This window comes from Arachnia propionica (assembly GCF_037055325.1).
In the GTDB taxonomy this organism is placed as follows: domain Bacteria; phylum Actinomycetota; class Actinomycetes; order Propionibacteriales; family Propionibacteriaceae; genus Arachnia.
This window is the reverse complement of the sequence record NZ_CP146373.1, coordinates 1313887-1336143: the sequence shown is the minus strand read 5'-3', so window position 1 is coordinate 1336143 and position 22257 is coordinate 1313887. Positions and strand designations below refer to the sequence as shown.

The 22257-nt window shown below is 64.6% G+C and carries 24 protein-coding genes, 1 tRNA gene and 1 pseudogene; 11 read left to right on the top strand and 15 right to left on the bottom strand.

Annotated features, from left to right (window positions below):
• The first annotated feature begins 78 nt into the window (after nucleotides 1-78).
• The 3 genes from V7R84_RS06205 to V7R84_RS06195 are packed head-to-tail and all read left to right on the top strand — an operon-like array spanning nucleotide 79 to nucleotide 1890.
• On the top strand, nucleotides 79-987 hold the full coding sequence (locus V7R84_RS06205) for a DUF2268 domain-containing protein (RefSeq protein ID WP_338573175.1): 909 nt from the start codon (nucleotides 79-81) through the stop codon (nucleotides 985-987).
• Nucleotides 988-997: 10 nt separating this feature from the next.
• Nucleotides 998-1762 (top strand): MerR family transcriptional regulator, encoded by a 765-nt coding sequence (locus tag V7R84_RS06200; protein ID WP_338573174.1) that lies wholly within the window; start codon nucleotides 998-1000, stop codon nucleotides 1760-1762.
• The gene (locus V7R84_RS06195) at nucleotides 1756-1890 is read left to right on the top strand and encodes a hypothetical protein (protein WP_338573171.1); all 135 of its coding nucleotides are present in this window, start codon (nucleotides 1756-1758) and stop codon (nucleotides 1888-1890) included. The genes V7R84_RS06200 and V7R84_RS06195 overlap by 7 nt, the downstream gene beginning before the upstream one ends.
• Here V7R84_RS06195 and rlmB read toward each other — a convergent pair.
• Together rlmB and cysS are read right to left on the bottom strand one after the other, a co-directional pair.
• Nucleotides 1872-2822: a 23S rRNA (guanosine(2251)-2'-O)-methyltransferase RlmB gene (gene rlmB, locus V7R84_RS06190; RefSeq protein WP_338573168.1), complete on the bottom strand. Its 951-nt coding sequence runs from the start codon at nucleotides 2820-2822 to the stop codon at nucleotides 1872-1874. The genes V7R84_RS06195 and rlmB overlap by 19 nt on opposite strands.
• Complete coding sequence (cysS, locus tag V7R84_RS06185) at nucleotides 2823-4310, bottom strand: cysteine--tRNA ligase (RefSeq protein ID WP_412728093.1); 1488 nt, start codon at nucleotides 4308-4310, stop codon at nucleotides 2823-2825.
• A 326-nt stretch (nucleotides 4311-4636) separates the two neighbouring features.
• On the opposite strand from cysS, the gene V7R84_RS06180 reads away from it, so the two are divergent.
• A complete protein-coding gene (locus V7R84_RS06180) occupies nucleotides 4637-5254 on the top strand; it encodes a class I SAM-dependent methyltransferase (protein WP_338573164.1) in 618 nt (205 codons plus the stop codon).
• Between the two features lie 33 nt (nucleotides 5255-5287).
• Here V7R84_RS06180 and V7R84_RS06175 read toward each other — a convergent pair whose 3' ends face one another.
• From V7R84_RS06175 to V7R84_RS06145, 7 genes and pseudogenes are all read right to left on the bottom strand, one after another.
• Nucleotides 5288-6658 (bottom strand): DUF4032 domain-containing protein, encoded by a 1371-nt coding sequence (locus V7R84_RS06175; protein ID WP_338573161.1) that lies wholly within the window; start codon nucleotides 6656-6658, stop codon nucleotides 5288-5290.
• 52 nt (nucleotides 6659-6710) lie between these two features.
• Complete coding sequence (locus tag V7R84_RS06170; protein ID WP_338573159.1) at nucleotides 6711-7589, bottom strand: nucleotidyltransferase domain-containing protein; 879 nt, start codon at nucleotides 7587-7589, stop codon at nucleotides 6711-6713.
• A complete protein-coding gene (locus V7R84_RS15440) occupies nucleotides 7586-8233 on the bottom strand; it encodes a hypothetical protein (protein ID WP_412728092.1) in 648 nt (215 codons plus the stop codon). Before V7R84_RS15440 ends, V7R84_RS06170 begins: the two co-directional genes overlap by 4 nt.
• A 209-nt stretch (nucleotides 8234-8442) precedes the next feature.
• Nucleotides 8443-8595, bottom strand: coding sequence for a glycine radical domain-containing protein (locus V7R84_RS06160; protein WP_412728091.1), 153 nt, complete (start codon nucleotides 8593-8595; stop codon nucleotides 8443-8445).
• A gap of 28 nt (nucleotides 8596-8623) precedes the next feature.
• Nucleotides 8624-8944, bottom strand: a pseudogene (locus V7R84_RS06155) (glycine radical domain-containing protein); the annotation flags it as partial.
• A gap of 40 nt (nucleotides 8945-8984) precedes the next feature.
• Complete coding sequence (locus V7R84_RS06150; RefSeq protein ID WP_338573155.1) at nucleotides 8985-10142, bottom strand: trans-sulfuration enzyme family protein; 1158 nt, start codon at nucleotides 10140-10142, stop codon at nucleotides 8985-8987.
• 190 nt (nucleotides 10143-10332) lie between these two features.
• A complete protein-coding gene (locus V7R84_RS06145; RefSeq protein ID WP_338573153.1) occupies nucleotides 10333-11430 on the bottom strand; it encodes a sn-glycerol-3-phosphate ABC transporter ATP-binding protein UgpC in 1098 nt (365 codons plus the stop codon).
• A gap of 721 nt (nucleotides 11431-12151) precedes the next feature.
• Between V7R84_RS06145 and V7R84_RS06140 the strand changes: the two genes are divergently transcribed.
• Together V7R84_RS06140 and V7R84_RS06135 are read left to right on the top strand one after the other, a co-directional pair.
• Complete coding sequence (locus tag V7R84_RS06140; RefSeq protein WP_338573151.1) at nucleotides 12152-12865, top strand: restriction endonuclease; 714 nt, start codon at nucleotides 12152-12154, stop codon at nucleotides 12863-12865.
• Nucleotides 12866-13073: 208 nt separating this feature from the next.
• Nucleotides 13074-13820 carry a DedA family protein gene (locus tag V7R84_RS06135; protein ID WP_338573149.1) on the top strand — a complete coding sequence of 249 codons (747 nt, stop codon included), beginning with the start codon at nucleotides 13074-13076 and terminating at the stop codon, nucleotides 13818-13820.
• Here the strand turns inward: V7R84_RS06135 and V7R84_RS06130 are convergent.
• The 4 genes from V7R84_RS06130 to manA form a co-directional block, all read right to left on the bottom strand.
• Nucleotides 13807-14415: a class I SAM-dependent methyltransferase gene (locus V7R84_RS06130; RefSeq protein WP_338573147.1), complete on the bottom strand. Its 609-nt coding sequence runs from the start codon at nucleotides 14413-14415 to the stop codon at nucleotides 13807-13809. The two genes, V7R84_RS06135 and V7R84_RS06130, sit on opposite strands and share 14 nt — an antisense overlap.
• A 171-nt stretch (nucleotides 14416-14586) precedes the next feature.
• Nucleotides 14587-15147, bottom strand: coding sequence for a hypothetical protein (locus V7R84_RS06125; protein ID WP_338573145.1), 561 nt, complete (start codon nucleotides 15145-15147; stop codon nucleotides 14587-14589).
• Between the two features lie 50 nt (nucleotides 15148-15197).
• Nucleotides 15198-15273, bottom strand: a tRNA-Thr gene (locus tag V7R84_RS06120).
• Nucleotides 15274-15335: 62 nt separating this feature from the next.
• Entirely contained in the window at nucleotides 15336-16514 is a 1179-nt protein-coding gene (gene manA / locus V7R84_RS06115) for a mannose-6-phosphate isomerase, class I (protein ID WP_338573143.1), read from the bottom strand.
• Nucleotides 16515-16689: 175 nt separating this feature from the next.
• On the opposite strand from manA, the gene V7R84_RS06110 reads away from it, so the two are divergent.
• On the top strand, nucleotides 16690-16956 hold the full coding sequence (locus tag V7R84_RS06110) for a DUF3263 domain-containing protein (protein WP_338573141.1): 267 nt from the start codon (nucleotides 16690-16692) through the stop codon (nucleotides 16954-16956).
• Between the two features lies 1 nt (nucleotide 16957).
• On the top strand, nucleotides 16958-17410 hold the full coding sequence (locus tag V7R84_RS06105; RefSeq protein WP_338573140.1) for a hypothetical protein: 453 nt from the start codon (nucleotides 16958-16960) through the stop codon (nucleotides 17408-17410).
• Between the two features lie 99 nt (nucleotides 17411-17509).
• Here the strand turns inward: V7R84_RS06105 and V7R84_RS06100 are convergent, their stop codons facing one another.
• Complete coding sequence (locus V7R84_RS06100; RefSeq protein WP_338573138.1) at nucleotides 17510-18055, bottom strand: OsmC family protein; 546 nt, start codon at nucleotides 18053-18055, stop codon at nucleotides 17510-17512.
• Between the two features lie 251 nt (nucleotides 18056-18306).
• Here V7R84_RS06100 and groL point away from each other — a divergent pair, with 251 nt between their 5' ends.
• The 3 genes from groL (at nucleotide 18307) to V7R84_RS06085 (ending at nucleotide 21392) form a co-directional block, all read left to right on the top strand.
• Nucleotides 18307-19938 (top strand): chaperonin GroEL, encoded by a 1632-nt coding sequence (groL, locus tag V7R84_RS06095; RefSeq protein WP_338573137.1) that lies wholly within the window; start codon nucleotides 18307-18309, stop codon nucleotides 19936-19938.
• Nucleotides 19939-20157: 219 nt separating this feature from the next.
• Nucleotides 20158-20865, top strand: coding sequence for a copper homeostasis protein CutC (locus V7R84_RS06090; protein ID WP_338573135.1), 708 nt, complete (start codon nucleotides 20158-20160; stop codon nucleotides 20863-20865).
• Entirely contained in the window at nucleotides 20862-21392 is a 531-nt protein-coding gene (locus V7R84_RS06085) for an NUDIX hydrolase (protein WP_338573133.1), read from the top strand. Before V7R84_RS06090 ends, V7R84_RS06085 begins: the two co-directional genes overlap by 4 nt.
• Here the strand turns inward: V7R84_RS06085 and V7R84_RS06080 are convergent.
• Nucleotides 21373-22092: a hypothetical protein gene (locus tag V7R84_RS06080; protein ID WP_338573130.1), complete on the bottom strand. Its 720-nt coding sequence runs from the start codon at nucleotides 22090-22092 to the stop codon at nucleotides 21373-21375. The two genes, V7R84_RS06085 and V7R84_RS06080, sit on opposite strands and share 20 nt — an antisense overlap.
• Nucleotides 22093-22257: the final 165 nt, after the last annotated feature.

The following is a 22257-nucleotide window of genomic DNA, read 5'->3' as shown; positions in this document are numbered from 1 at the left end:
CCGAGCAACACCATGTGAGGACAGTCCTGGTGGGGCCGACTTGCGGTTGACGGTGCGTCACCTGCAAATCTCGGGTGCATGAAGATCACCGTGCTCGAATCGTTGGCGGCGACCCAGGAGATCCTGGATGCGCCCATCGCCGATCGCCCTGACCTCATCCGTCGTATGCGATCCCCCATGGACGGCATGTACCCGTTCATTCCCGGAGGCCCGGACCGTTTTGCCATGCACGAAGGAACCTTCGGCTTTCCGGTCGAAGGGGCCGATGAGCAGCTGCGCGCCGGGCTGGAAGAGCTGGAGGATGCGCGGGTCCGGGAGCGTGTGGAGGCGGGGATCCACCAGGCGGCCCGGGCGCTCACCGCGACCGATCCCGACTTGGTTCTCCCCGGGGAGTTGACCGTGCTGGTGACCTTGGGGGACCCGACGGATACCCACTTCATGGGGGAGATCCACGGGCTGTCGGCGTTCGGGGGGATTCCCGGATTCATCGAGTTGACGCTGTGGCCGAACCGCGTGGTGTGCGACCGGCTCGAAGCCATCGCCGCCCATGAGTTCCACCACAACGTACGCTACGGACAAGGCGGGATCGCGTGGGATCCGATGGCGGTTGCCCTCGGCGAGCAGATCGTCGCCGAGGGGCTGGCCGACGCCTTCGCCAGGGAACTTCACGGCCAGCGCGGTTACACGCATTTCGCGGTGCCGTGCCTGGGAGATGACGCCGCCGTGGCGAAGGTGATTTCCGGCATGGAGATCACGGGAATGTGGAATTTCACTCCCTGGGTGCTCGGCGATGCCTCCGCCAGGAGATTCGGTGCCACACCGGTGGGATTGCCGACCGGAGCGGGATACGCCGCAGGAAACCGGATCGTCGACGCATACCTGGAGCGGTGCGGAACCACCGCCGCGGCCTCGGTGCGAACAGACTGGAGAATCGTCGCTGAGACTGGTGTGGCAGCCTTGGACGTGACGAACCGCTTCGAGGAATGAGGGACATGCGGTGGAGTGGCCAACCGGGGAACTGGCAAGACGCGCCGGCATCTCGACCCGGACGCTGCGTCACTACGATCAGATCGGTCTCCTAACCCCGACCCGGACCTCCGGTTCCGGGCTGCGTTTCTACGACGCTTGGGCCGTCGCACGACTTCAACGCATCCTGCTGCTCCGCGAGACCGGAATGTCGTTGGCAGGCATCGCCAAGCTCCTGAACGACGAAACGGAGGGCCAGGAGGACGAGGCACTCGAGGAACAGATCCGGCGGCTGCACCGGGAACGGGACGCCCTGGATCGAAAGATCCGGGCCGTGGAACACCTTCTCGAGGCGCGCCGTGAGGGGAGGGCGCCGAGACCGGACGTGTTGCTCGACGGGTTCAACGACCTCCATGAGGAAGAGGTGGTCGCGCGCTGGGGCCGCGAGGTATACCAGGCGGGCCACGACTGGTGGCACGGCAAGACCCTCGCCCAGCAGCAGGCTTGGAAGAAGCGTTCGGAACGGCTCGTCGCCGACTGGGTTCGCGCCCAACGCGCCGGGGCCGCGCTGGACTCCCCAGAGGCGCGTCGGCTCGTCGACCAGCACGTGGCCTGGCTCGGTGAGATCCCGGGAACCCCGACGCACACCGGCGACCGGAAACGCTCATCGGCCATGATCCGCGGGCTCGCCCGCATGTACGTGCAGGACCCCGCGATGCGACACGCCTTCGGGGGACGGGCCGGTGCCGAGTTTGTCCGTGACGCGCTCCTGTTGCACATCGAGGAGCCGTGCTGAAGGAGAAGTCGGCGGGTGACGAACGGGTGAGTGCTCTGGTGGACATCTGGGTCGACCTGCGGCACGACCCGGCGAGCAGCTACGGTCCCAAAGTCGGTGAGGTCTCGGCCTACGAGACCCGCTGCTGACCGATCTCGTAGAGCGCGATGGAGGCCGCCACCGATGCGTTGAGCGATTCCACCGCGGAGGTGATAGGAATCGAGACCAGGGCGTCGCAGTTCTCCCGCACCAGACGCGCCAGGCCCTCCCCCTCGGAGCCGACCACCACCACGACGGGGCCGTCGAGCCCCGGGATACCCGACAGCGGGGTGTCACCCTCGCCGGCCAGACCAACGACGGTGAAACCCGCGCTGGAGGCGCGCCGCAGCATCTGATTCAGGTTCGTGACCTTCGCGACGGGAATGCGCGCCGCAGCTCCCGCGGAGGTCTTCCACGCAGCAGCCGTCATGGAGGCCGAGCGGCGGGCCGGGATCACCACGCCCTGAGCGCCGAAGGCGGCTGCCGACCGAATGATCGCGCCCAGATTACGGGGATCCGTCACCTGGTCGAGGGCCACGACGAGACCTCGCGAGGGAACCTCGAAGGCCGCATCGAAGATGTCCTCGACATCCGTGTAGTCGAAGGCGGGAAGTTGCAGGGCGACCCCTTGGTGGGCGAGACCACCAGTCACCCGGTCCAGTTCGGATCGGGTCGCCTGCAGCAGCGGAATCGAGTGTTCGGCTGCGAACTTGAGGATGTCGCGGAGCCGGTCGTCGCGCTCGGCTCCTTCGGCGACGTAGGCCTGCTTTACAGGCAGCCCGGCTGTGAGGGCCTCCAGCACTGGGTTTCGGCCCACCACCCAGTCCGCCCCCACCGGGGCATGGCCGGTTTTTGCCTTCGGACGGTTGCCCTGGCGTTTCAGCGCCTCCTGTTTGGCCTTGTATGCCTTGTGGTAGACGCGGTCCTCTGCCTTCGGAGTGGGGCCTTTCCCCCTCAGGGAGCGTCGGATCCGCCCACCCGAACCAGCCGTATTGCCCTTGCCGCGGCTCCTGGCCCCGGGGCGTTTCGAGTTGCCTGCCATCTACTTCTTCTCCAAACTCCAGCGGGCCCCATCCGGGGTGTCGGTGATGCTCAACCCTGCTTCGGTAAGGGTGTCGCGGATGGCGTCGGCACGTCCCCACTCCTTGGCGGCCCTGGCCTCGGCACGCTGCTCCAGCAGTGTGGAGACCAGCCGGTCCACGACGGGGGTCAGATCGTCGCCCCCGGCAGTGGTGATCCACGGGGTATCGCCGGGGTTGATTCCCAGGATGCTGGTCATTGCGGCGACCGTGGCGTACAGGTCGGCGGCTGCCGGGTCGCCGTCACCCAGGGCCTTGTTCCCCGCTCGCACGGCCTCGAAGAGCGTGGCCACCGCGGTCGGGGTGGCCAGATCGTCGTTCATTGCGGCCTCGAACGCATCCCAGAACGATCCACCGACTGTGCCGTGCGTCACACCGCGTTCGCCGGCGGAGGCCAGGAAGGAGTCGATGCGCTCAATGCCCTTTTCCGCCTCAGCCAAGGAACCCCGTGCCTGCTCGTCGGCGGGCGAGAATTCGATCTGGCTGCGGTAGTGAGGGGCTAGCAGGAAGAACCGCACGGCACGCGGATCGAAGTTTTTGGTGACCTCCGAGATCAGAGCGGTGTTGCCCAGCGACTTGCTCATCTTCTCGCCCGCCATCGTCACCCAGGCGTTGTGCATCCATATGCGGGCGAAACCTCGCCCGGCCCCGGCGGACTGCGCCAGTTCGTTCTCGTGGTGCGGGAAACGCAGGTCGATGCCGCCACCATGAATATCGAAGGTGTCGCCGAGGTATTTCCCGGACATGGCTGAGCACTCCAAGTGCCAGCCGGGGCGTCCCCTGCCCCAAGGCGTGGGCCAGGATGCGGTCTCGGGTTCCCCGGGTTTGTGTCCCTTCCAGAGGGCGAAATCGCGGGGGTCGCGTTTGCCGCGCGGATCGGCGTCCTCTGCGGCGGCCATTTCGTCGATCTTCTGACCCGACAGTTCTCCGTAACGTTGCCAGGATCGCACGTCGAAGTAGACGTCCCCGGACCCGTCGTCGGCCACGTAGGCGTGGCCGCGTTCCAGCAGTTCCGCCACCAGCTCGATCATCTCGGGGATATGGCCGGTGGCACGCGGCTCATAGGTGGGTGGCAGGCATCCGAGTGCGGAGTAGGCGTCGTGCAGTTCCCGTTCGAAACGGTAGGCGTGCGCCCACCACTCGATACCGGCCTCCGCGGACTTGGCGAGGATCTTGTCGTCGATGTCGGTGACGTTCGCGACGACGGTGACGTCGAACCCCTGATGGGTCAACCAGCGGCGCAGCACGTCGAAGACCACTTCTTTGCGAATGTGCCCGAGATGAGGGGAGGCCTGCACCGTCAATCCGCAGTGGTAGATCGATACCTTCCCGGGAACCAGGGGAACGAAATCCTCGACGGCTCGGGTGGCTGTGTTGTACAGGCGCAGATTCACCTTGTGAAGTCTAGTGCCGCCCGGTGCTTGGCAGCGGACGATCCGAAATCGCGCCATCCTTCGAGGGCAGAAAAACACAGTGACTGGCGCCTGATAGGTACAGCTTGGAACGACGGAAAAATACACCGGGCGCCTGCGATGTGGGCCTTGCCGACTGTGCTGGAAGATCGAATCCTCCGGGTTTCCGGAGTTCCGCTCACTCGGCTACCAGACCAGACGAGTGCAGGTCGAGTCGCACCTGATGCGGGCCCGTCCCGTGACATCGTCCCTGAACGGATCGCGGATCTAGATGCCTGTGTTTCTGATAGCCGGTGAGTACACCTGTCGTCGGTGCCGGGACGGGGTGGCCGCCGTTCCGCTGGGACGTCTGGGACCCTGAAACCATGCGAACGGAAAGAGCGCGGCGTTACTGGGACCGAACCGCGACTCGTTACGACGAGCGGGTGGCACGGGTGGAGGAGCGTTATCTGGTGCCGAGCCGCCGGTGGGTGTGCGAACGGGCGATGGGGGAGGTCCTCGAGGTTGCGGTAGGGAGCGGACTCAATCTGCCGCACCACTCACCGGAGGTGAAGCTGATTGGAGTGGACCTGAGTGAGGGCATGCTGCAGCTGGCGAGAAGACGCGCAGCCACCGCCCGATGTGAAGTCGAGCTGCTGCAAGCCGACGGGGCGCAGCTGCCTTTCGGGGACGAATCCTTCGATGCCGTGGTGTGTACCTTCTCACTGTGTGGTTTCCCCGATCCGCGTGCCGGAGTGAAAGACATGGTCAGGGTGTTGAGACCGGGGGGATCGCTGCTGCTCGCGGACCATGTTGGATCCACCAATCCGTTGATCAGACTCGGCCAGTGGGCTTTGCAGGCGATCACCATCCCGATCGAAGGTGAGCACTGGACCCGGCGTCCCAAGCGGTACGTCGAAGCCCTCGCCCTTCCCGTCATCGAGACCGGCAGGCTGCACCACGGCATCATCGAGAGGCTTCATGCCTCGCGGGAAGCACGGTGAATTGCTGATGCAGCCCGCCAGTAACGGGGACGGTCAGGAATCCCGAGCCGCCTTGGCGCGCAGGGCGTCAATGTCGAAACCGAAGGTGACGGGGATGGCCGGGTCGTTGGCGCCGTCCTCCCACGGGTCGTAGGGCTTCTCGTACTGGTCGTCCACGAATCCCTGGGACGGGTCGTACTTGTTGACCAGTTCCTGTCCGACGGGCTCAACATTGCTCATGTGCTCGTCTGGCAGCGTGGCCAGCACATCCGAGATGTATCCGGCAGCGGCTTCCTCGATGGAGACCTCCCGGTTCTCTCGTTGCGACTGGTACCAGCGGTAGTCCAACAGCTCGTGGAAGAACTGTGCCGGCTCACGTTTGCCCTCCAGATGGGACGGGATGCGGCTGACAGCGGGTTCGAAAACCTCTGTCAGCCACTTGTGGGCCATCACCGATTCGCTCATGTTTCCGGGGAGCTTCGCCCGGAAGGTGTCCATGTCGTTGAGTAACCTGCGTGCCTGATGCTCCTCCGCGTCCAGCCCGGTCAGGCGCATCAGGCGCCGCGCGTGGTGCCCGGCTTCAACCACTTTCGGTTGCATGCGGATGGTGCGACCGTCCGGGGAGGTCTGCACGTCGATTTCCGCGACGTCGAAGCCCAGCGCGTTGAGGCGACGCACCCGGCCTTCGAGCCGGTATATCTCGGAGTCGCTGAACTCCTCAACCCCCGTCAGCTCTGCCCACAGGCTCTGGTAACGCTCCTCGATGGTGTCTACCAGCCACTGCGGATCCAGCGAGGGATCCAGCATTCCGCCGGCCTCCAGGTCGCAGAACTCGCCAAACAGATTCGTGCGAGCGATGTCCAGGTCGTGGGCACGCTGCCCGGCGGTCAGGGTGGGATGCACTTCACCGGTCTCGGCGTCCACGAGGTAGGCGGCGAACTCGCCGGCGTCGCGCCGGAACAGAATGTTCGACAGGGACACGTCGCCCCAGTAGAAACCGGTCAGGTGTAGCCGGGCGAACAACGCCACCATGGCGTCCAGCAGCCGGTTCACGGTGTCGAGTTTCACACCCGAGTAGAACAGCGCCCGGTAGGGAAGGGAGAACGGCAGGTGCCGGGTCAGCAGAATCGGGTCCAAAGGGTCGTGGTCGTTGGTCTGTCGTCCGAGAACCACCCCTACGGGTTCAACGGACGGCACGCCCAAGCGTCTTAGTTCGGTCAACTGACGGTACTCATGTACCGCCACCTCCTCCAGGATCTCCTTGGCCGCGAGGATCTCGTCACCCACCTGGATGAAACGAACCACGTGCCTGGAGATGCCTCGGGGCAGCGCCACCAAGTGCTGCGTCGGCCACGCCTCCAGTGGCGTGTTCCACGGCAGCCGGATCAGCGCTGCATCTGGCTTGGCAGCTAGGAATCTGGGCACAAACCAACATTACCTGTTTTTTGTGGTACTGCTACCAATTCGGCTTCGTGGATCAAATACAGGATATTTTACTTGTCGCAGAGAAATTATCAGGATCGTTCGCAGAAACCCCGGTACCTGTGATCGGCGCGAATCGCCTGAGCAGATCGGTGAAGGCCGCAGACGCCCTCTCCCGGATCTCGGGTCCCGGGTGCGGAACGTCGGTTTCTGCGACCAGCCCGAACTCGTGCAGGACGAACCTGCGGATGGGTTCCGGGACGACGCCCTCCCCGAGTTCGCGGGTGACCGCCTTGGCCCGGACCAAGGCGGTGATCGCGTCGATGACGTCCTCGGCCGGGGGCGCTTCCTCGAGCAGCGCCGACAGGTTCATCGGGGGAACCGGGGAACCCAGCGTGCGCGTCCAGTGCAGGGCCGCCGCGGGGCGGATGGCGTAGAACAATTTCTTCAGGGAGACCTTTTCGCCCTCCGCAGCGCCCGAACGGTTCCAGTGGGCGCGGCCGGCGTGGAAGTAGTGCCGTCGGATGGCATTGTGGTCCACTACATCGCGGCACACGTCCAGCAGCTCCTCGGCGAACGCGGGCTGTCCGCGGTAGACCAGCGGTGAACGCAACCACTCCAGGACGGTTGCGTTGCTGCGCGCGGCGAGCCGGACTGCCTTGATCAGGTCCCAGCCGTTGACGTCGAGCACGCCGTCCAAGGGGGTCTCGATGACGTCCCGCGGACGCCACGGCGACAGATAGTCGTCGTGGCGTCGCACATAGAAGAACCGGCAGTCGTAGTCGGAATCCGGGGACGGGAACCCCCAGGCTCGGCTGCCGGACTCGACCGCCCACAGCACTCGGACGCGGTGGTCGCGTTCCACCCCGTCCAGGCGAGCCTGGATCCTTTCTACGGTTGCCGCGTCGAAGTCATCGGTGAGGGTGCAGATCATGCCGACATGGTAGGGGCGGCTGCGTTGTGGTTCGTCAGTAGGTGGTGATTCCCCGCGCCCGGAACTGGTTCCTGACCCGCTCGGTCAGTTCCTTCGACGGCGGTGAGGTGTCGGCCAGTTCGTAGGGCAGCTCCAGGGTCGCCCACTTGTCGCGACCCATCTGGTGGAAGGGCAGCACCTCCACCCTCGTCACGACGGAGATCTGCTCCACGATCCCGGCCACCGCCTCCACATTTTCGACGGCGTCGGTGAGGCCCGGAACCAGCACGAACCTGATCCACACCTCCTCGGTGCCACGCTCCGACAGACGTCGTGCGAAATCCAGCGTCGGCTGAAGTTCCCGTCCGGTGGCTTTCCTGTAGACCTCGGGGATTCTGGACTTTGATGTCCAGCAGCACCAGATCGAGGTCGTCGAGGAGCGCATCGGAGGCGTTGACGCCGAGGAAACCGGAGGTGTCGATGGCGGTGTGGATGCCAAGCTGTTTTGCCTCGTGCAGCAGCCGGCCCACGAAGGCGGGCTGCATCAGGGGTTCACCCCCCCGAGACCGTGAGGCCGTCTCCGTAGTGCAGAAGATCATCCGGTACCGCTTCAACCGGTTCACCAAGTCCTCCAGTCGCACGGGCTGGCTCGTGGCGGCGAACATGGTGTCGGGGTTGTGGCAGTACAGACAACGCAGCGGGCAACCCGAGAGGAACCCGTCATCCGGGTGCCGGGACCGTCGACGCCGGTGACGTCGATGCCCGCCACACCGAAACCACCGGACCGCAACCGGGGGACCTCCAACGCCACTGGCTGGGGGCGGTATTCGCCCGTGACTCCGTCGGCTGCGGTCGATGCCGTCACCTGGACCACTCAGGAACCCTGGTGGAAGGTGCGAGACAGCACATCGCGCTGCTGCTCCTTGGTGAGTTTGACGAAGTTCACGGCGTAGCCGGAAACACGTACCGTCAGGCTCGGGTACTTCTCCGGATTCTCCATGGAGTCCTCGAAAATTTTGATTGCCATTGTCTTCTCCTGGAGTGGGTTGGTGATTTCAGCAGCAGCCGTCGGGGACGAAACCGGCGTCGAGGATACCGACGAGGTTGTCGACCTGTTCGTCCTTGGTGCGCCCAAGGGCGGACGGGGTGATGGTGTTGGTCAGTGAGATGCCGTCCAGTGCATCGGAGTAGTCGAGCTTGCTCACCGACAGCATCGATGCGAGCATGCCGTGGTTGTCCACGCCGTTTTCAGGGTTGGCGCCCGAGGCGAACGGAGTTCCGGCCCTGTGACCCGACGGGAACGAACCGGTCGCCTTGCCGTAGACCACGTTGGACGTGATCGTCAGCACCGACTGCGTCGGTATGGCATCGCGGTAACCACACAGGTTCCCACGACCTCACGGGGGTGACTCGGCGTTACCCCTGGGCCCTCTCCAATGCCTCGCACACAGCCGCAGCCAAGTCCTCTGCGGACTCCAGGCCAATGCTCAGACGCAGCAGGCCGTCGCCGATCCCGGCGACCGCGCGGGCTTCTGGGCTCATGCCGGCGTGAGTCATGGTCGCTGGGTGACATATCAGCGATTCCACCCCGCCCAAGGACTCCGCCAGGTGGAAGACCTGCAGCCCCTGCAGGAAACGCTCGACTGCGGGACGACCACCCGCCAGGTCGATACTCAGCAGTGACCCGAAACCGGATTGCTGCCTGGCTGCCAGATCGTGTCCCGGATGGGTTTCCAGCCCTGGCCAGTGCAGGGCGGCAACAGCAGGATGTCCCTGTGCGGCGTCGACGACCGCCTGGGTGTTGAGCGCGTGCATCCGGATGCGCGCATCCAGGGTCCGCAACCCCCGCAGCGTCAGGTAGGAGTCGAAGGCTCCGGCGGTCAGTCCGAGAGCGTTGGCCAACCAGCCCACGTGTTCTGCGGCCTCGGGGTCGCGGGTGATCAGAGCCCCACCGACCACATCAGAGTGTCCATTGATGAACTTGGTGGTGGAGTGCAGCACGTAGTCGGCTCCGAAATCGATGGGGCGCTGCAGCAGAGGTGAACAGAAGGTGTTGTCTGCTGCTAGTTGTGCGCCAGCGGCGTGAGTGGCCTCGGCGACGGCTTCCAGGTCGGTGATCCGCAGCAGCGGGTTCGACGGGGTCTCCGCGAGCACCATCGAGGCGCCGTCGAGAGCAGCGGCGAAGGCCGTGGAGTCGTTGAAGTCGACGAATCGCACCTCCAGGCGGCCCCGGGTGGCGTGGTGGTTCAGCAGCCGCCAGGTCCCGCCGTAGCAGTCGTGCTGGCAGACCGCCACGCCACCGACCGGGACCAGCTCTTCGACCAACAGCGTCACGGCTGCCAGACCCGTCGCCACCACTGTGGCTGCTGCGCCTCCCTCCAGGGTTGCCAAGGCGCCCGAGAGGAGGTCGCGGGTGGGGTTGCCTGCGCGGGAGTAGTCGTAATCGCCCGGTTCTCCGGGGGCCGCGAAGACGTAGTTTGTCGAGAGATGGATGGGAGGCACGACCGCCCTATGGGAGGTGTCCGTTCCGAGTCCGGAACGCATCGCGCGGGTCCAGGTGCCGAGTTCTGCCATAGCCGTCTCCTGTACAGGGGCGTCAGATCCGGCCCCAAGCTACCGCACCCGGGCGTTGTTCTGGGCACCCATCTCATTGGGTTCGTCCAGGTTCCGCCTGATGGTTCTCGGACGATTTCTCGTCCGGGCTGAAAACACGAGGTCCTGCGCCCCAGGATGGAGTGCAGGACCTCGTTACCTTCCAAGTGCCTCAGGAAATGCGTTCCTGGGTGGCGTTGCTGAACACGTGCACGCTTTCCGGATCGGCGGCGAGGCGCACCACATCCCCCTTGGCAGGTGCCTGGCGGGCACCGACCCGAGCGACGATCTGCTGGGCGCCGACGAGCTCGTCCTCGCTCAGTCCGGCAAGCGTGCCGTACAGGTAGGAGTCTGCGCCGAGTTCCTCCACGACGGCGATGTCCAGGCCGATGCCCTGTCCATCGGTGGCGATCTTGAAGGATTCGGGACGGATACCCAGGGTCAGGTTGGTCTCGCCCCCGGCCTTCGCGAGGATCTCGCGGGCCACGGGGACCACGTAATCGCCGACCCGGACGCCACCATCGACAACTTCGCCCTCCATGAGGTTCATGGCGGGGGAGCCGATGAATCCAGCAACGAAGAGGTTTTTCGGAGTGTCATACAAGGCCAGTGGGGAATCGACCTGTTGCAGGATGCCGTCCTTCATCACTGCGACCCGGTCTCCCATCGTCATGGCCTCGACCTGGTCATGGGTGACGTAGACGGTGGTGACACCGAGACGTCGCTGCAACGCAGCGATCTGGGTGCGGGTGGACACCCGCAGCTTCGCGTCGAGGTTCGACAACGGCTCATCCATCAGGAACACCTGCGGCTGGCGCACGATGGCACGCCCCATGGCGACGCGCTGCCGCTGACCACCGGAGAGAGCCTTCGGCTTGCGAGACAGGAAGTCCTCGAGACCCAGCAGGTGGGCGGCTTCCTTGACCCGCTTCTCCCGCTCCGCCTTGGGGACGTTCTGCATCTTCAGTGCAAACCCCATGTTGTCGGCGACGGTCATGTGCGGGTAGAGGGCGTAGTTCTGGAAGACCATGGCGATGTCGCGGTCCTTCGGCGGCAGGTCGGTGACGTCGCGGTCACCGATGAAGATCGAGCCCGAGTTGACTTCCTCGAGGCCGGCGAGCATGCGAAGCGAAGTGGACTTGCCGCAGCCGGAGGGACCAACGAGGACCATGAACTCGCCGTCCGCGATTTCCAGGTCGAGCTTGTCGACTGCGGCGCGATCCGAGCCGGGGTAGATACGCGAGGCTTCACGGTAGCTGACAGTGGCCATGCCACATTTCCTTTCCACGGGCAGGTACGTGCCCGACGATCCGTAGTGGTGGAAGTGACTCTTCCTCGATGGACAGAGTAACAGTTGCCCTACGCCCCGAATCGGGGACCCTCAGGCAAAAAGAATGTCCGGAAAACTTGCATCGATGGGGACCAGCGACTGCGAAACCTCCGTTGACAGGGCGTGGGGAAGCCCCGCTGCGGCACGCTCATTTTGTTGGGTTGTTCCGGGTCCTGCCCTGACTACGGCCCCGTCGTGTGGGGGTGACCGTCCCGGCGCGGAGATTGCGGGTCCGGCGAGCTCCCTGAGGGTTCTCCGGACCGTTGGCTGCGTTCCTCGGTGGGCCTTGGACCACCGGTTCCGGAGCGCTTGCAGAGAAGAACACCAGGGGTACGCCGACCCCAAGAATCCGTCTGGATATGCTCCCTCCGTCCTATGAACATCTTTGGGGGAATGCGGAAACATGCTCGACCAAGTTCTGCAGATTCTGAGGACCTTCGTCGAATCGGGGGCGCCGGTTCTGATTCCGGTTGGGGCGGTAAGCGCTGTCATCCTGCTCGGGTGGGTTCTGCTACTGGTTCTTGGCGCGATCCGGGCCGGAATACGCAGACTGCGCGCTGAAACAGAAATCGGGCTCTCGATCCCGAGGGGATTCCGGGTCAAACCCGCCAGGGTGTTTCGCGAAGTCGGAGCATTCCTCCTGGACTATCCGCACTGGCGGGTGGCCAAGAAGGACGGCACGAGAGACCTCAGATGTCGGGATAACGCCGTGGTCAGGGGGCTCTCGGTACTCGAAATCAGACGCTGGCGGTTGGTTTCCCGGTCCGTGGTGCGTCTCTATGACTTTGTCATCGCGTTGCGTGGAATGGGCCACAAGATCGCTTTTTCAAACGAGGAGGCGGAAAAATTCAACCGGATAAACGGCCAGGCCCAGTTGAGATGGACGGGGGAAGCCAGCGATGGCCTCTATCGTCGCTTTTCCGGAGATCCGACGCAGTTCGAACAATTCTGCGCGAAGCTGTATGGCTGCCTCGGATACCGGGTGGAGGTCACTCCTCCAGTTGCGGATGGTGGATTCGACCTGAGGATGTTTCGTGGCGGTGAAAAGATCTTGGTCGAGTGCAAATGCTTCAGGCCCGCTAGTTCCGTCGGGCGTCCCATTCTTCAGAAACTTTTCGGAGCCAACGCGGTCGAAAGAGCCAATCACCTCATCCTGGTGACCACAGCCACTTTCTCAAAGAAAGCGATTGGCTATGCCCGGGACGTCGGTATTGAACTGGTTGACGGGCCGGCCCTGGTCACTTTGTGCAATCGTGTCTGGGGAGGTCGCCCGCCTGTTCGAGGGGCGACGGCGCAGGAAGCGCAGCTGTCGCTCGAGGACCATCTTTCGCGTATGCCCGCCGACATCCGGAATCCTCGCACCTTCCTCGGCTGAATCTCACCGGCGGCTGCTTCAGGGGCGGAGTACCCTGTCGGTCATGGGAGCCACTGCGATGGCCGTAGGACCCTGGGGACGCGGCCCCGCACATGATGGCTGACCCATTGTTTCCCGGACGAGTCCCTCGGTCAGGGTGTGCGCTTCTTGACGGGAATCCCGTTGCCGGAGCTGGGGTTGCCGAAGATGCTCGCGTACCATCGGGCGGGTGAGTGAGGAACCCGAAACCACCGAAGAGCCCTCCGACACCGAGGGTGAGGAGCAGGCCACCGAGGAGTGGTGGCAGGCCGATGGTATGCCCTGGAAACACAAACCAGGGCGTGCGGACATCGCGTGCATGGTGTGGATCGGGATCTACAGCGTCTACGGCCTGGCGCTGCTTCCAGTGCGCGGTTGGCTGTTCGGCTCTGCCACAGAGGTGCTGGCCATGATTACGGGCGGGCGGGTTTCCGTCGCCGCCAGCGGGGCGCTCGCAGGGGTCGGGCGGCTGCCGCACTGGCCAGTGGTGTTGGTGGTTGCAGCCTTGTCCAGCATCAAGCTCGACTGGATCTACTGGTGGGCGGGGAAGCTGTGGGGTCACGGGATGATCGAGATCTGGGCGGGCAGCAGCAAACGTGCAGCGCGCAACTATTCCCGGGCTGTGCGCTGGGCCGAGAAACTCGGCCCCTGGGGCTTCTTCATCGCCTATCTGCCGATCCCACTTCCCATCATGCCGGTTGTCTTCGTGCTTTCCGGGGCGACCGGGCTCAGCCTTAAACGTTTCCTTATCTACGACTTCCTGGCGGGAGGATTCTGGCTGGCCTCGTATTTCTGGTTCGGCTGGCAGATCGGGGAGCCGGTGGTTGGTCTGCTCGACGCCTATGCCCGCATCTCGACGTACGTCGCGATCGGTCTGCTGGTGGTGGTGCTCGGCTCCGCGATCCTGAAACCCAGGAAATCCGTCACGAAGCGGTGAGGACGGCCACCAGGAAGTCGCTGCCCGGATGCCAGGGACGCAGATCCCATGTGGAGAAGGCCAGGTCCGGGGAAAGGCCCGCGGTTTGCGCGTCCTCGAGGAAATCGGTGAACTCGTAGCCGCGGCCCGCGCCGAAACCGGCCACCACGCGCCCTTCGGGGGCCAGGTGTTCCCTGAGACGACGTAGGGTCTCCACTCGGGTCGAGGGAGCCAGGAACCCCATCACGTTCCCTGCCGACAAGATAACGTCGAAATTCGCTTCGACACCGCGAGCGGGAAGGTCCAACTCAGCCAGGTCACCCACCAGGAAGACCGGGCCGGGATGGTCCTCCTGAGCTGCGGCGATCAGGACAGGATCGACGTCCACCCCCACCACGTGATGGCCGCGTTCGTGGAGCCAGCCCGCGTGCCTACCCGGCCCACATCCCGCATCCAGGATGCGTGCACCTCGCGGCGCCATGGCGTCTACGGTGCGGGCCTCACCGTAGAGGTCGTGCCCGGCTGCTTCCATGATTTTGAAACGTTCGATGTAGCGGTGGGAATGGTCGGGGTCCGCGGCGATCATGCGCGCCCATTTGCTCGGCTCGGGAGTCATGGACGCCCATTGTGCTCGGGGTTCTTCTGATTGTCGAAGCCAGATGCGCTGGCAGGTGCCCGGGTGAGTGACCGGTTCTGTCTTCCGTGCGCCGATGGCAGCGTTAGAAACCGCCTCGCCGATTCAACTGTTCCGTGTGCGGATCTCTCGGTTGGCGGTCGGTCGCAGGTCCTAATCCTCAATGCTTGAGCTCTCCGGTTTTGCCCGTGCGGCTCGGGGCGGGACGGATCTCGGTGGTCTACGGGCCCGCCAGTAGCCGCACGCTGACAGCACCGCGAGTGGGCCCCAGAGCAGCAGGGGAAGATAGCACCAGACCATGATGACCAGGGGCCAACCGCTCAAGGTGCCTCCGTCTGGTCGGAGTCCGAAGGCGATGGCCGAGACCATGGCGATGTTGAAGATCCAGGTGGCTGCCAGCCCTCCGAGGAGCCCGAGCAGGGTGGGAATGATGCGGGGAATCCTCCAGCCGCGGATGCGTTCGCCCCAGGGGCGTACCAGACCAACGGTGAGGAAACCGAAACTGAGTTGGACAATGCTCAGCGCGTAGACGTAGAGGTAGCCGCTGATGGTGCCCTGTTCCAACTCGCGATCACGAAGCTCTGAGGTGCCTGGCAGCCATCCCATGATCATGGCCACCCGCCACACAGCGGAGGGCACCGTGCACAGGAAAGCACACCATGCGGACAGGATCAGCCAGCCGGGTCGTTCAGGAACCGCATCCTCAGAAGTCATGCTTCAGTATCACCCAGCGGAACCCCGGGACGTCCAGCGTTAAGGATGAATGGAGCCCCCGGAGGGAGTCGAACCCTCGACCACTCGCTTACAAGGCGAGCGCTCTGGCCGCTGAGCTACGGAGGCAGGTGGGCACAATTGTGCCCGGATGAAACGATGTGGCCAAGTCGGGGTGGTGGTGTGAGGGATCACACTCCCGTCGCAGCCACGAACAACTGCCCTTCACCCCGCGCCACGACGGCCTCTTCGGCAGCCACGAACACGGCATGTCCGGCTGTCAGGACGATCGGATCGGCATCACCGGTCAGTTCGAATGACCCCGAGGCAACCAGGCAAATCCTGCCCGAATCCCCGCGTGGGAGCTGCAGAGTGTCGCCGTCGGTGGGTTGCAGCAGCCACAGCTCGAACTCTTCGAAACTCGTCGGATAGATGTAGGTCCCGTCCGACCCGCTCGGCAACAACACATCATTTGAGCCCGGGGCGAAATCGACGACGTGCAGGAGAGCGTCTACGTCAATGTGCTTGGCGGTCAGGCCGCCGCGCAGCACGTTGTCGGAGTTCGCCATCACCTCGATGCATGTGCCGCGCAGATAGCTGTGCATCACGCCGGGGGGCAGCGCCAGCGCCTGGCCGGGTTCGAGGGAGAAACGATTCAGCAGCAGCGCCGCGAGGATACCCGGGTCGGATGGGAAAAATTCGTCGATCTCCACGGCTGTGCGGGCGAAGACGCCAAGTTCGCCGGGCGCATCGAGATGGTTCACGGCAGCTCCCAGCACCTCGTCGACGAGGTGGCGGCGGTCGTCGAGGCTGAGGACATCGAGGAAAACCTCCTGGATGGCGGGTGAGCCGCTCCTGTCACGGAGGGGTCCGATCACGGAGGCCAGTGCGTCACCGACCCCGAGCGCCTCGAATAACTGGGCGGTCACCAAAGGATCGCGGAATCCGACCAGTGCCTCGAACGAGGTTAGGGCGACAATCGTCTCAGGTTTGGGCCAGTCGTCCTTGAAAGAACGTTCGGAGGCATTCAGAGGGATCCCCAGCAGCGACTCGCGGGCGTGGCCCTCGCGGGCCTGCTGGCGGGTGGGGTGGGCTTGAAGGCTGAGCGGAGAGGCGGCGGAAAGTACCTTCACCAGGAACGGCAGCCGACGTCCGAAGGTCATCAGTGAAGCCTTGCCGAGCTGATCCGGTTCCTGCGCCAAGTGCTCCGAGAGGGTTGAACCGTCCGGAGTGGGGGAGTCGCCGAGCGGATGGGCTCCGAACCACTGTTCTGCCCACGGCTGCCCGTCGGTGGCTCGACCGAGAAGGGCGGGGATGGCGTCCTTGGTGCCCCAGGGGTAGCGCTGGCGTACCCCGATCAGTTCCAGCATCGTTTCCTCCAGATGGACGTGTCATACCAGTGAACCCGGAACAACCGGTTGGTCCAAGTCTCATGCACAATCTGTCGGGGCGCAGACATTTTGTGAAAACTCGACGACGCCTGCCCGGTCATCTCGAATCACGCACGTGTGATTTAAGACGGGGACCATCACGTAGCATGGCACCATGACCGAGGCCATCCTGGAAACCCCACTCGCCGAGCGCGATGCCGCAATGCTCGACTTCGAGGAACGCTGGTTCACCCTGGAAGTTCCGAAGGAGCAGGCGATCATGGAACGTTTCGGTTGCTCCACTACCCGCTACTACCAGCGGCTCAACACGCTCATAGACGACCCGGCGGCCCTCGACTACAAACCGCTGCTGGTCAAGCGGCTGCGCCGCCAGCGCGCCCAGCGCCAGGCCGCCCGCTCCGCCCGAAGGCTCCACGGCTGAGATGAAGACCGTCACCGGTGACCTGATCACATTGGCCCTCGAGGGGGAATTCGACGTCATCATTCACGGCTGCAACTGCTACAACACGATGGGTGCAGGAATCGCCCGGGCCGTCAGGGACCGGCTGCCCGAGGCGTTCGCCGCTGACAGGGCCACCATCAAGGGGGACTTCGAGAAGCTCGGCACCTACACCAGCGCGGAGATCGTCCGTGACGACGTGCGCTTCACCGTCATCAACGCCTACACCCAGGGCAACTACCGGGGCAGCGGGGCGCTCGTCGACTACGACGCTATCCGCTCGAACTTCCGGGCCGTCGCGAAGAACTTCCCCGACGCCCGGATCGGCTACCCAAAGATCGGGGCAGGTCTCGCCGGGGGCGATTGGGACAGGATCGCCGCCATCATCGACGAGGAACTCGAGGGCTGCGACCACACGCTGGTGGTGCTTCCCTGACCAGCTGGCAGGGCGGGTCACAGCTCCTTGGCGACGAAACCCCCGCCGGAGGCCGGCTTGGTCGTAGGGGATTCCACGGTGGTGAGCCACCAGCTCGACTCACGGCTCATCGGGGTGGAGACATGAGTCCAGCATCGCAGGACAGTCCGATGCCATGGCGGGGCGGATCGTGCCCGGGGCTTGGTTGACTACCGGTTCGTGTTTGATGGGAAAGCGCATGGATTGAGCGATGAAACACGTGGCGGAGGCATCATCGTGCAGACGCAGCGCGACTTCTGGATCGTCATCCGGTGTGATCGTCACCCGCGGTCGAAGAGTCACCTGGTCGAAGGCCCCTCCGCGTATGCCGTCCTCCGTCATGAGACCGCAGGGGTGGTCCTCATAGGCGATGACGCTGATGCCCGCATCTGCTGCGAGATGCAGGTACCAGAGCATGTGGCACTGTGCCACGGCAGCTACGAGGAGTTGTTCGGGGTTCCAACGCGTTGGATCCCCACGAAAAGCCGGGTCAGCGCTCCCGAGGATGACAGGTCTACCGTCTGAGGACAGCTCATGATCCCTGCCATAGCTGCTGTAGGACCTGGTGCCATGGCCATGGTTGCCGGTCCACGTCAAGGCGATTTCGTACTGATGGGTTCTGCTCATTGCCAATGCTCCTCGTGTTGTTGGCCAGTCGATCAGGGCTGGTGAGGGTACGGGGACCGGAAACATCATGCCTGTTCTTTGCACTCTCCTTGGTGGAGTGCTAAAAATGTAGTTGGCACTCGGAGCCCCCGAGTGCTACCGGTAGGGTTGGTGAGGCCAAGGGCCGTCCGTCGCGGGCACTGTTCCTGCCGAACAAGACAACAGGATTCCGGGGCCCCGCCCCGGCTGGACGGGAGGACTCCCGAAACACCATGGCAAAGCTCATCGAATTCAACGAAGAGGCTCGCCGCGGCCTCGAGCGGGGCATGAACACCCTCGCAGACGCGGTCAAAGTCACCCTCGGCCCCAAGGGCCGCAACGTCGTGCTCGAGAAAAAGTGGGGAGCCCCCACCATCACCAACGACGGCGTCTCCATCGCCAAGGAGATTGAGCTGGACGATCCCTATGAGAAGATCGGCGCCGAGCTGGTCAAGGAGGTCGCCAAGAAGACTGACGACGTCGCCGGCGACGGCACCACCACCGCCACCGTCGTGGCCCAGGCAATGGTCCGCGAGGGGCTGCGCAACGTCACCGCCGGCGCCAACCCGATGGCCCTGAAGAAGGGCATCGAAGCCGCCGTCGCCGCCATCGCCGAGGAGCTGTCCGGGCTGGCCATCGACGTCGAGACCAAGGAACAGATCGCCGCCACCGCGTCGATCTCCGCCGCCGATCCGACCGTCGGTGAGATCATCGCCGAGGCCATGGACAAGGTCGGCAAAGAAGGCGTGATCACCGTCGAGGAATCCAACACCTTCGGGTTGGAACTCGAACTGACCGAGGGCATGCGCTTCGACAAGGGCTACATCTCCCCGTACTTCGTCACCGACGCGGAGCGGATGGAGGCCACCCTCGACGATCCCTACGTCCTGATCGTCAACTCCAAGATCTCTTCCCTGAAGGACCTCCTTCCCGTGCTGGAGAAGGTCATGCAGTCCGGGAAGTCGCTGCTGGTGGTGGCCGAGGACGTTGAGGGCGAAGCCCTGGCCGGCCTGATCGTCAACAAGCTGCGTGGCACCTTCAAGTCCATCGCCGTCAAGGCCCCGGGCTTCGGCGACCGCCGCAAGGCCATGCTGGGCGACATCGCCATCCTGACCGGCGGCCAGGTGATCGCCGAAGAGGTCGGGCTGTCGCTCGAGACCGTCACCCTCGACCTGCTGGGCCGGGCCCGTCAGGTCATCGTCACCAAAGACGAGTGCACCATCGTCGACGGTGGTGGCGCGCAGGCCCAGATCGAAGGCCGCGTCGCTCAGATCCGCCGCGAGATCGAGAACTCCGATTCCGACTACGACCGCGAGAAGCTGCAGGAGCGCCTCGCGAAGCTGGCCGGCGGCGTGGCCGTCATCAAGGTCGGCGCCGCCACCGAAGTGGAACTGAAGGAGCGCAAGCACCGCATCGAGGACGCCGTCCGCAACGCGAAGGCAGCCGTCGAAGAGGGCATCGTGCCCGGCGGTGGTGTCGCTCTGCTGCAGGCCTCCAAGGCCGCCAAGGTGGAGGGCCTGGACGACGACGAGCTGGTCGGCGCGAACATCGTGTTCGCCGCTGCGCAGGCTCCGCTGCGCCAGATCGCCACGAACGCCGGTCTCGAAGGCGGCGTCATCGCGGAGAAGGTCGCTGGTCTGGCGAAGGGTCACGGTCTCAATGCCGCTACCGGCGAGTACGTCGACATGGTGGCCGCCGGGATCATCGATCCGGCCAAGGTCACCCGTTCGGCCTTGCAGAACGCCGCATCCATCGCGGCCCTGTTCCTGACCACCGAGGCCGTCATCGCAGACAAGCCCGAGAAGGCTCCCGCCGCTGCCGGCGCCCCGGGAATGGACGAAATGGGTGGTATGGGCGGTTTCTGATCGCTTGCTCGAAACCCATGAGGGTGGGGTCTCCTCCAGGAGACCCCACCCTTGTCGTGTTCCGGTGTTGCTGGGGCGGTTGCCGTGTGGGCTGGGTGTGCGTGCAGCCGCAGCTATTGCGGTGGGCTGAGGCCGTACGGTTCCGTGCATTGGCTGGATGGGGAGTACGTGGTTTATCCCGCGTGGACCGGATGGGGGAGGAGTCGGCAGACTGGTCCCATGAGCCTGTTGGAAGTGATTGCGCTGCACGCTGCCGATGCGCAGCGCGCCGAGGAAGGCGGGGCCGATCGCGTCGAGCTGCTCGGCACCATGAACGAGGACGGGCTCTCCCCAGAACCCGCGACGGTCGCGAAGGTGCGCCGCGCGACCTCCATCCAGATCCGTCCCATGGTGCGGTTGCGTGGTGGGTTTCGCACCGACGGGGGAGAACTCACCCGTTTGAAGGGACTCATCTCCGCCTACCTGGGGGAGGGGGCCGACGGGGTGGTGCTGGGGTTCTTGAACGGTCACGCTGGGGTGGACCTCGAGGTGTGCAACGCGCTCGTCGCCGACGGTGATTTTGCCTGGACCTTCCACCGAGCCGTCGACAACTGCCTGGACTTCGACGACGCTTGGGAGGACCTGGCCACCCTGCCACGCCTCGATCAGGTGCTCACCGCAGGTTCGGCGCGAGGGGTCGAGCACGGACTCGACGAACTCCTGGAGCGAGCCCGCTCCAACCCGGGGATTGCTCGGGTGATCATGGCCGGGGGAGGGCTGCGACCCGAACACGTCCCGTGGCTGATCCGTGCCGGGGTGCGGGCCTTCCACATTGGCAGTCCCGCCCGTCCCGGGGGCAGCTACAAGGCCTATGTCGATCCAGGCCTGGTGCGCACCTGGCGGGAGCTGATCGACGAGCAGTCTGCAACCGTCAGGGGTTCGCGGTGAACCTCCGTCCCCTCAAGGTGCGGTGCGGCGCCAGGGTGCTTCTGTTGGCGGGCGAGGAAGTGCTGCTGCTGAACGACTCCGACCCCGGTATCCCCGGCTCCTCCTGGTGGGTGGCTCCGGGTGGCGGAATCGACGCCGGGGAGAACCCCAAGGAGGCGGCCTGCCGGGAAGTGGAGGAGGAGACCGGATTGCACCTGAATCCCACCGACCTCATCGGGCCAGTGGCGCAGGGCCGGGTCTGCCACGGCTACTCCGATCGCATCCGGGTGCAGGACGAACTTTTCTTTCTCGCCCGGACGCGACGTTTCGAGCCGAGCAACCTGGGATGGACCGAAGCTGAGAAGAAACGCATGAAGGGTTTTCGCTGGTGGCGGCTCGACTCCCTGCCGGGGAAAGTCTGGCCGGCATGCGTGGCCGAAATCGTCAGATCAGATCCCGATCACCCGCTGCTGCTGGCCGACCGCGAGGAGTCGACCGTGCAGCTGAGCCCGACCGATTGGGAACGGGTCAACGCCGTGCTTGGCTGAAAGCGATTGCCACACAGGCAATCCCGAAGGCGAGACCGATCCACCTGCCGAGCCCGGTCAGCACATGCTGCATCTTTGCGAACAGTGTGATAGTCAACAGGGCCCCGACGACGAGGGAAGCAATTCCTATCTGGCGACCTGTTGTACCGGAACGCAGCAACAACCCACCTGCCGCGATGAGGAGCAGAGGTAGGGCCGTGGGCAGGAACGTCCCCAGGAAGGACACGGCCCCGGCGATGATCAAGAGGCTTTGTTGGGCTTGGGTTATGGGAGCGGAAACGGTCTGGCCGTACTGGGGGGCTGATGGGTAGGGGCCCGTGGGCATCGGTTGATACGGGTTCGGTGGTGGTGTCAGGCGGGCAGCCGGGTCGGGCGGGGCCATCGACGCATGGGGGGAGCCGATCGTGGCGACCGCGAAGGGCTGCTGCGGGTCGCGTTCCCCGTACCCCGTGTACGCCATCATCAATGCGGAGGACACGTCGAAAGGCACCGTGGGGTTGCGGCGGCTGATTTCCTTCTTGCCAAGGTTCTCCAATGCCACGGACGGGGGCATCGGTGCGAAACCGGATGGAGGCGGGACGGCTCCAGGGGTCGTTTGCGGTGCGGGCTCGGCGACGGGTAGCGGAGCCGTCTCAGGAGTCGCGAAACCGTCTGGCCGTTCGAGTGGAGCGTAAGCAGCCCCGTCAGTCCAGGAAGCCATGGCCACCAGAGTAGCGGGGGAGGGTGAGCGGACTTTCGTGAGCTGGTGTCGGGAGCTGAACATGACGCTTGATTGTTTGATGTCCTCGGGATCGTTGAGGATGCCGAGCAGTTTTCCTCGGCGTATTGTCCGCTTTGAAGCGGATTGTGCGCGGTTGTGGTTGTG

Coding starts and splice junctions, on each gene's coding strand:
- V7R84_RS06125 (WP_338573145.1), bottom strand. CDS start 15,147: ATGACTTCTGAGGATGCGGTTCCTGAACGACCCGGCTGGCTGATCCTG.
- V7R84_RS06180 (WP_338573164.1), top strand. CDS start 4,637: ATGCGAACGGAAAGAGCGCGGCGTTACTGGGACCGAACCGCGACTCGT.
- V7R84_RS06160 (WP_412728091.1), bottom strand. CDS start 8,595: ATGGCAATCAAAATTTTCGAGGACTCCATGGAGAATCCGGAGAAGTAC.
- rlmB (WP_338573168.1), bottom strand. CDS start 2,822: ATGGCAGGCAACTCGAAACGCCCCGGGGCCAGGAGCCGCGGCAAGGGC.
- V7R84_RS06080 (WP_338573130.1), bottom strand. CDS start 22,092: ATGGCTTCCTGGACTGACGGGGCTGCTTACGCTCCACTCGAACGGCCA.
- V7R84_RS06090 (WP_338573135.1), top strand. CDS start 20,158: ATGAGCCTGTTGGAAGTGATTGCGCTGCACGCTGCCGATGCGCAGCGC.
- V7R84_RS06105 (WP_338573140.1), top strand. CDS start 16,958: ATGAAGACCGTCACCGGTGACCTGATCACATTGGCCCTCGAGGGGGAA.
- cysS (WP_412728093.1), bottom strand. CDS start 4,310: ATGGCGCGATTTCGGATCGTCCGCTGCCAAGCACCGGGCGGCACTAGA.
- V7R84_RS06145 (WP_338573153.1), bottom strand. CDS start 11,430: ATGGCCACTGTCAGCTACCGTGAAGCCTCGCGTATCTACCCCGGCTCG.
- V7R84_RS06205 (WP_338573175.1), top strand. CDS start 79: ATGAAGATCACCGTGCTCGAATCGTTGGCGGCGACCCAGGAGATCCTG.
- V7R84_RS15440 (WP_412728092.1), bottom strand. CDS start 8,233: ATGTTCGCCGCCACGAGCCAGCCCGTGCGACTGGAGGACTTGGTGAAC.
- V7R84_RS06130 (WP_338573147.1), bottom strand. CDS start 14,415: ATGACTCCCGAGCCGAGCAAATGGGCGCGCATGATCGCCGCGGACCCC.
- V7R84_RS06170 (WP_338573159.1), bottom strand. CDS start 7,589: ATGATCTGCACCCTCACCGATGACTTCGACGCGGCAACCGTAGAAAGG.
- V7R84_RS06110 (WP_338573141.1), top strand. CDS start 16,690: ATGACCGAGGCCATCCTGGAAACCCCACTCGCCGAGCGCGATGCCGCA.
- groL (WP_338573137.1), top strand. CDS start 18,307: ATGGCAAAGCTCATCGAATTCAACGAAGAGGCTCGCCGCGGCCTCGAG.
- V7R84_RS06100 (WP_338573138.1), bottom strand. CDS start 18,055: ATGAGCAGAACCCATCAGTACGAAATCGCCTTGACGTGGACCGGCAAC.
- manA (WP_338573143.1), bottom strand. CDS start 16,514: ATGCTGGAACTGATCGGGGTACGCCAGCGCTACCCCTGGGGCACCAAG.
- V7R84_RS06150 (WP_338573155.1), bottom strand. CDS start 10,142: ATGGCAGAACTCGGCACCTGGACCCGCGCGATGCGTTCCGGACTCGGA.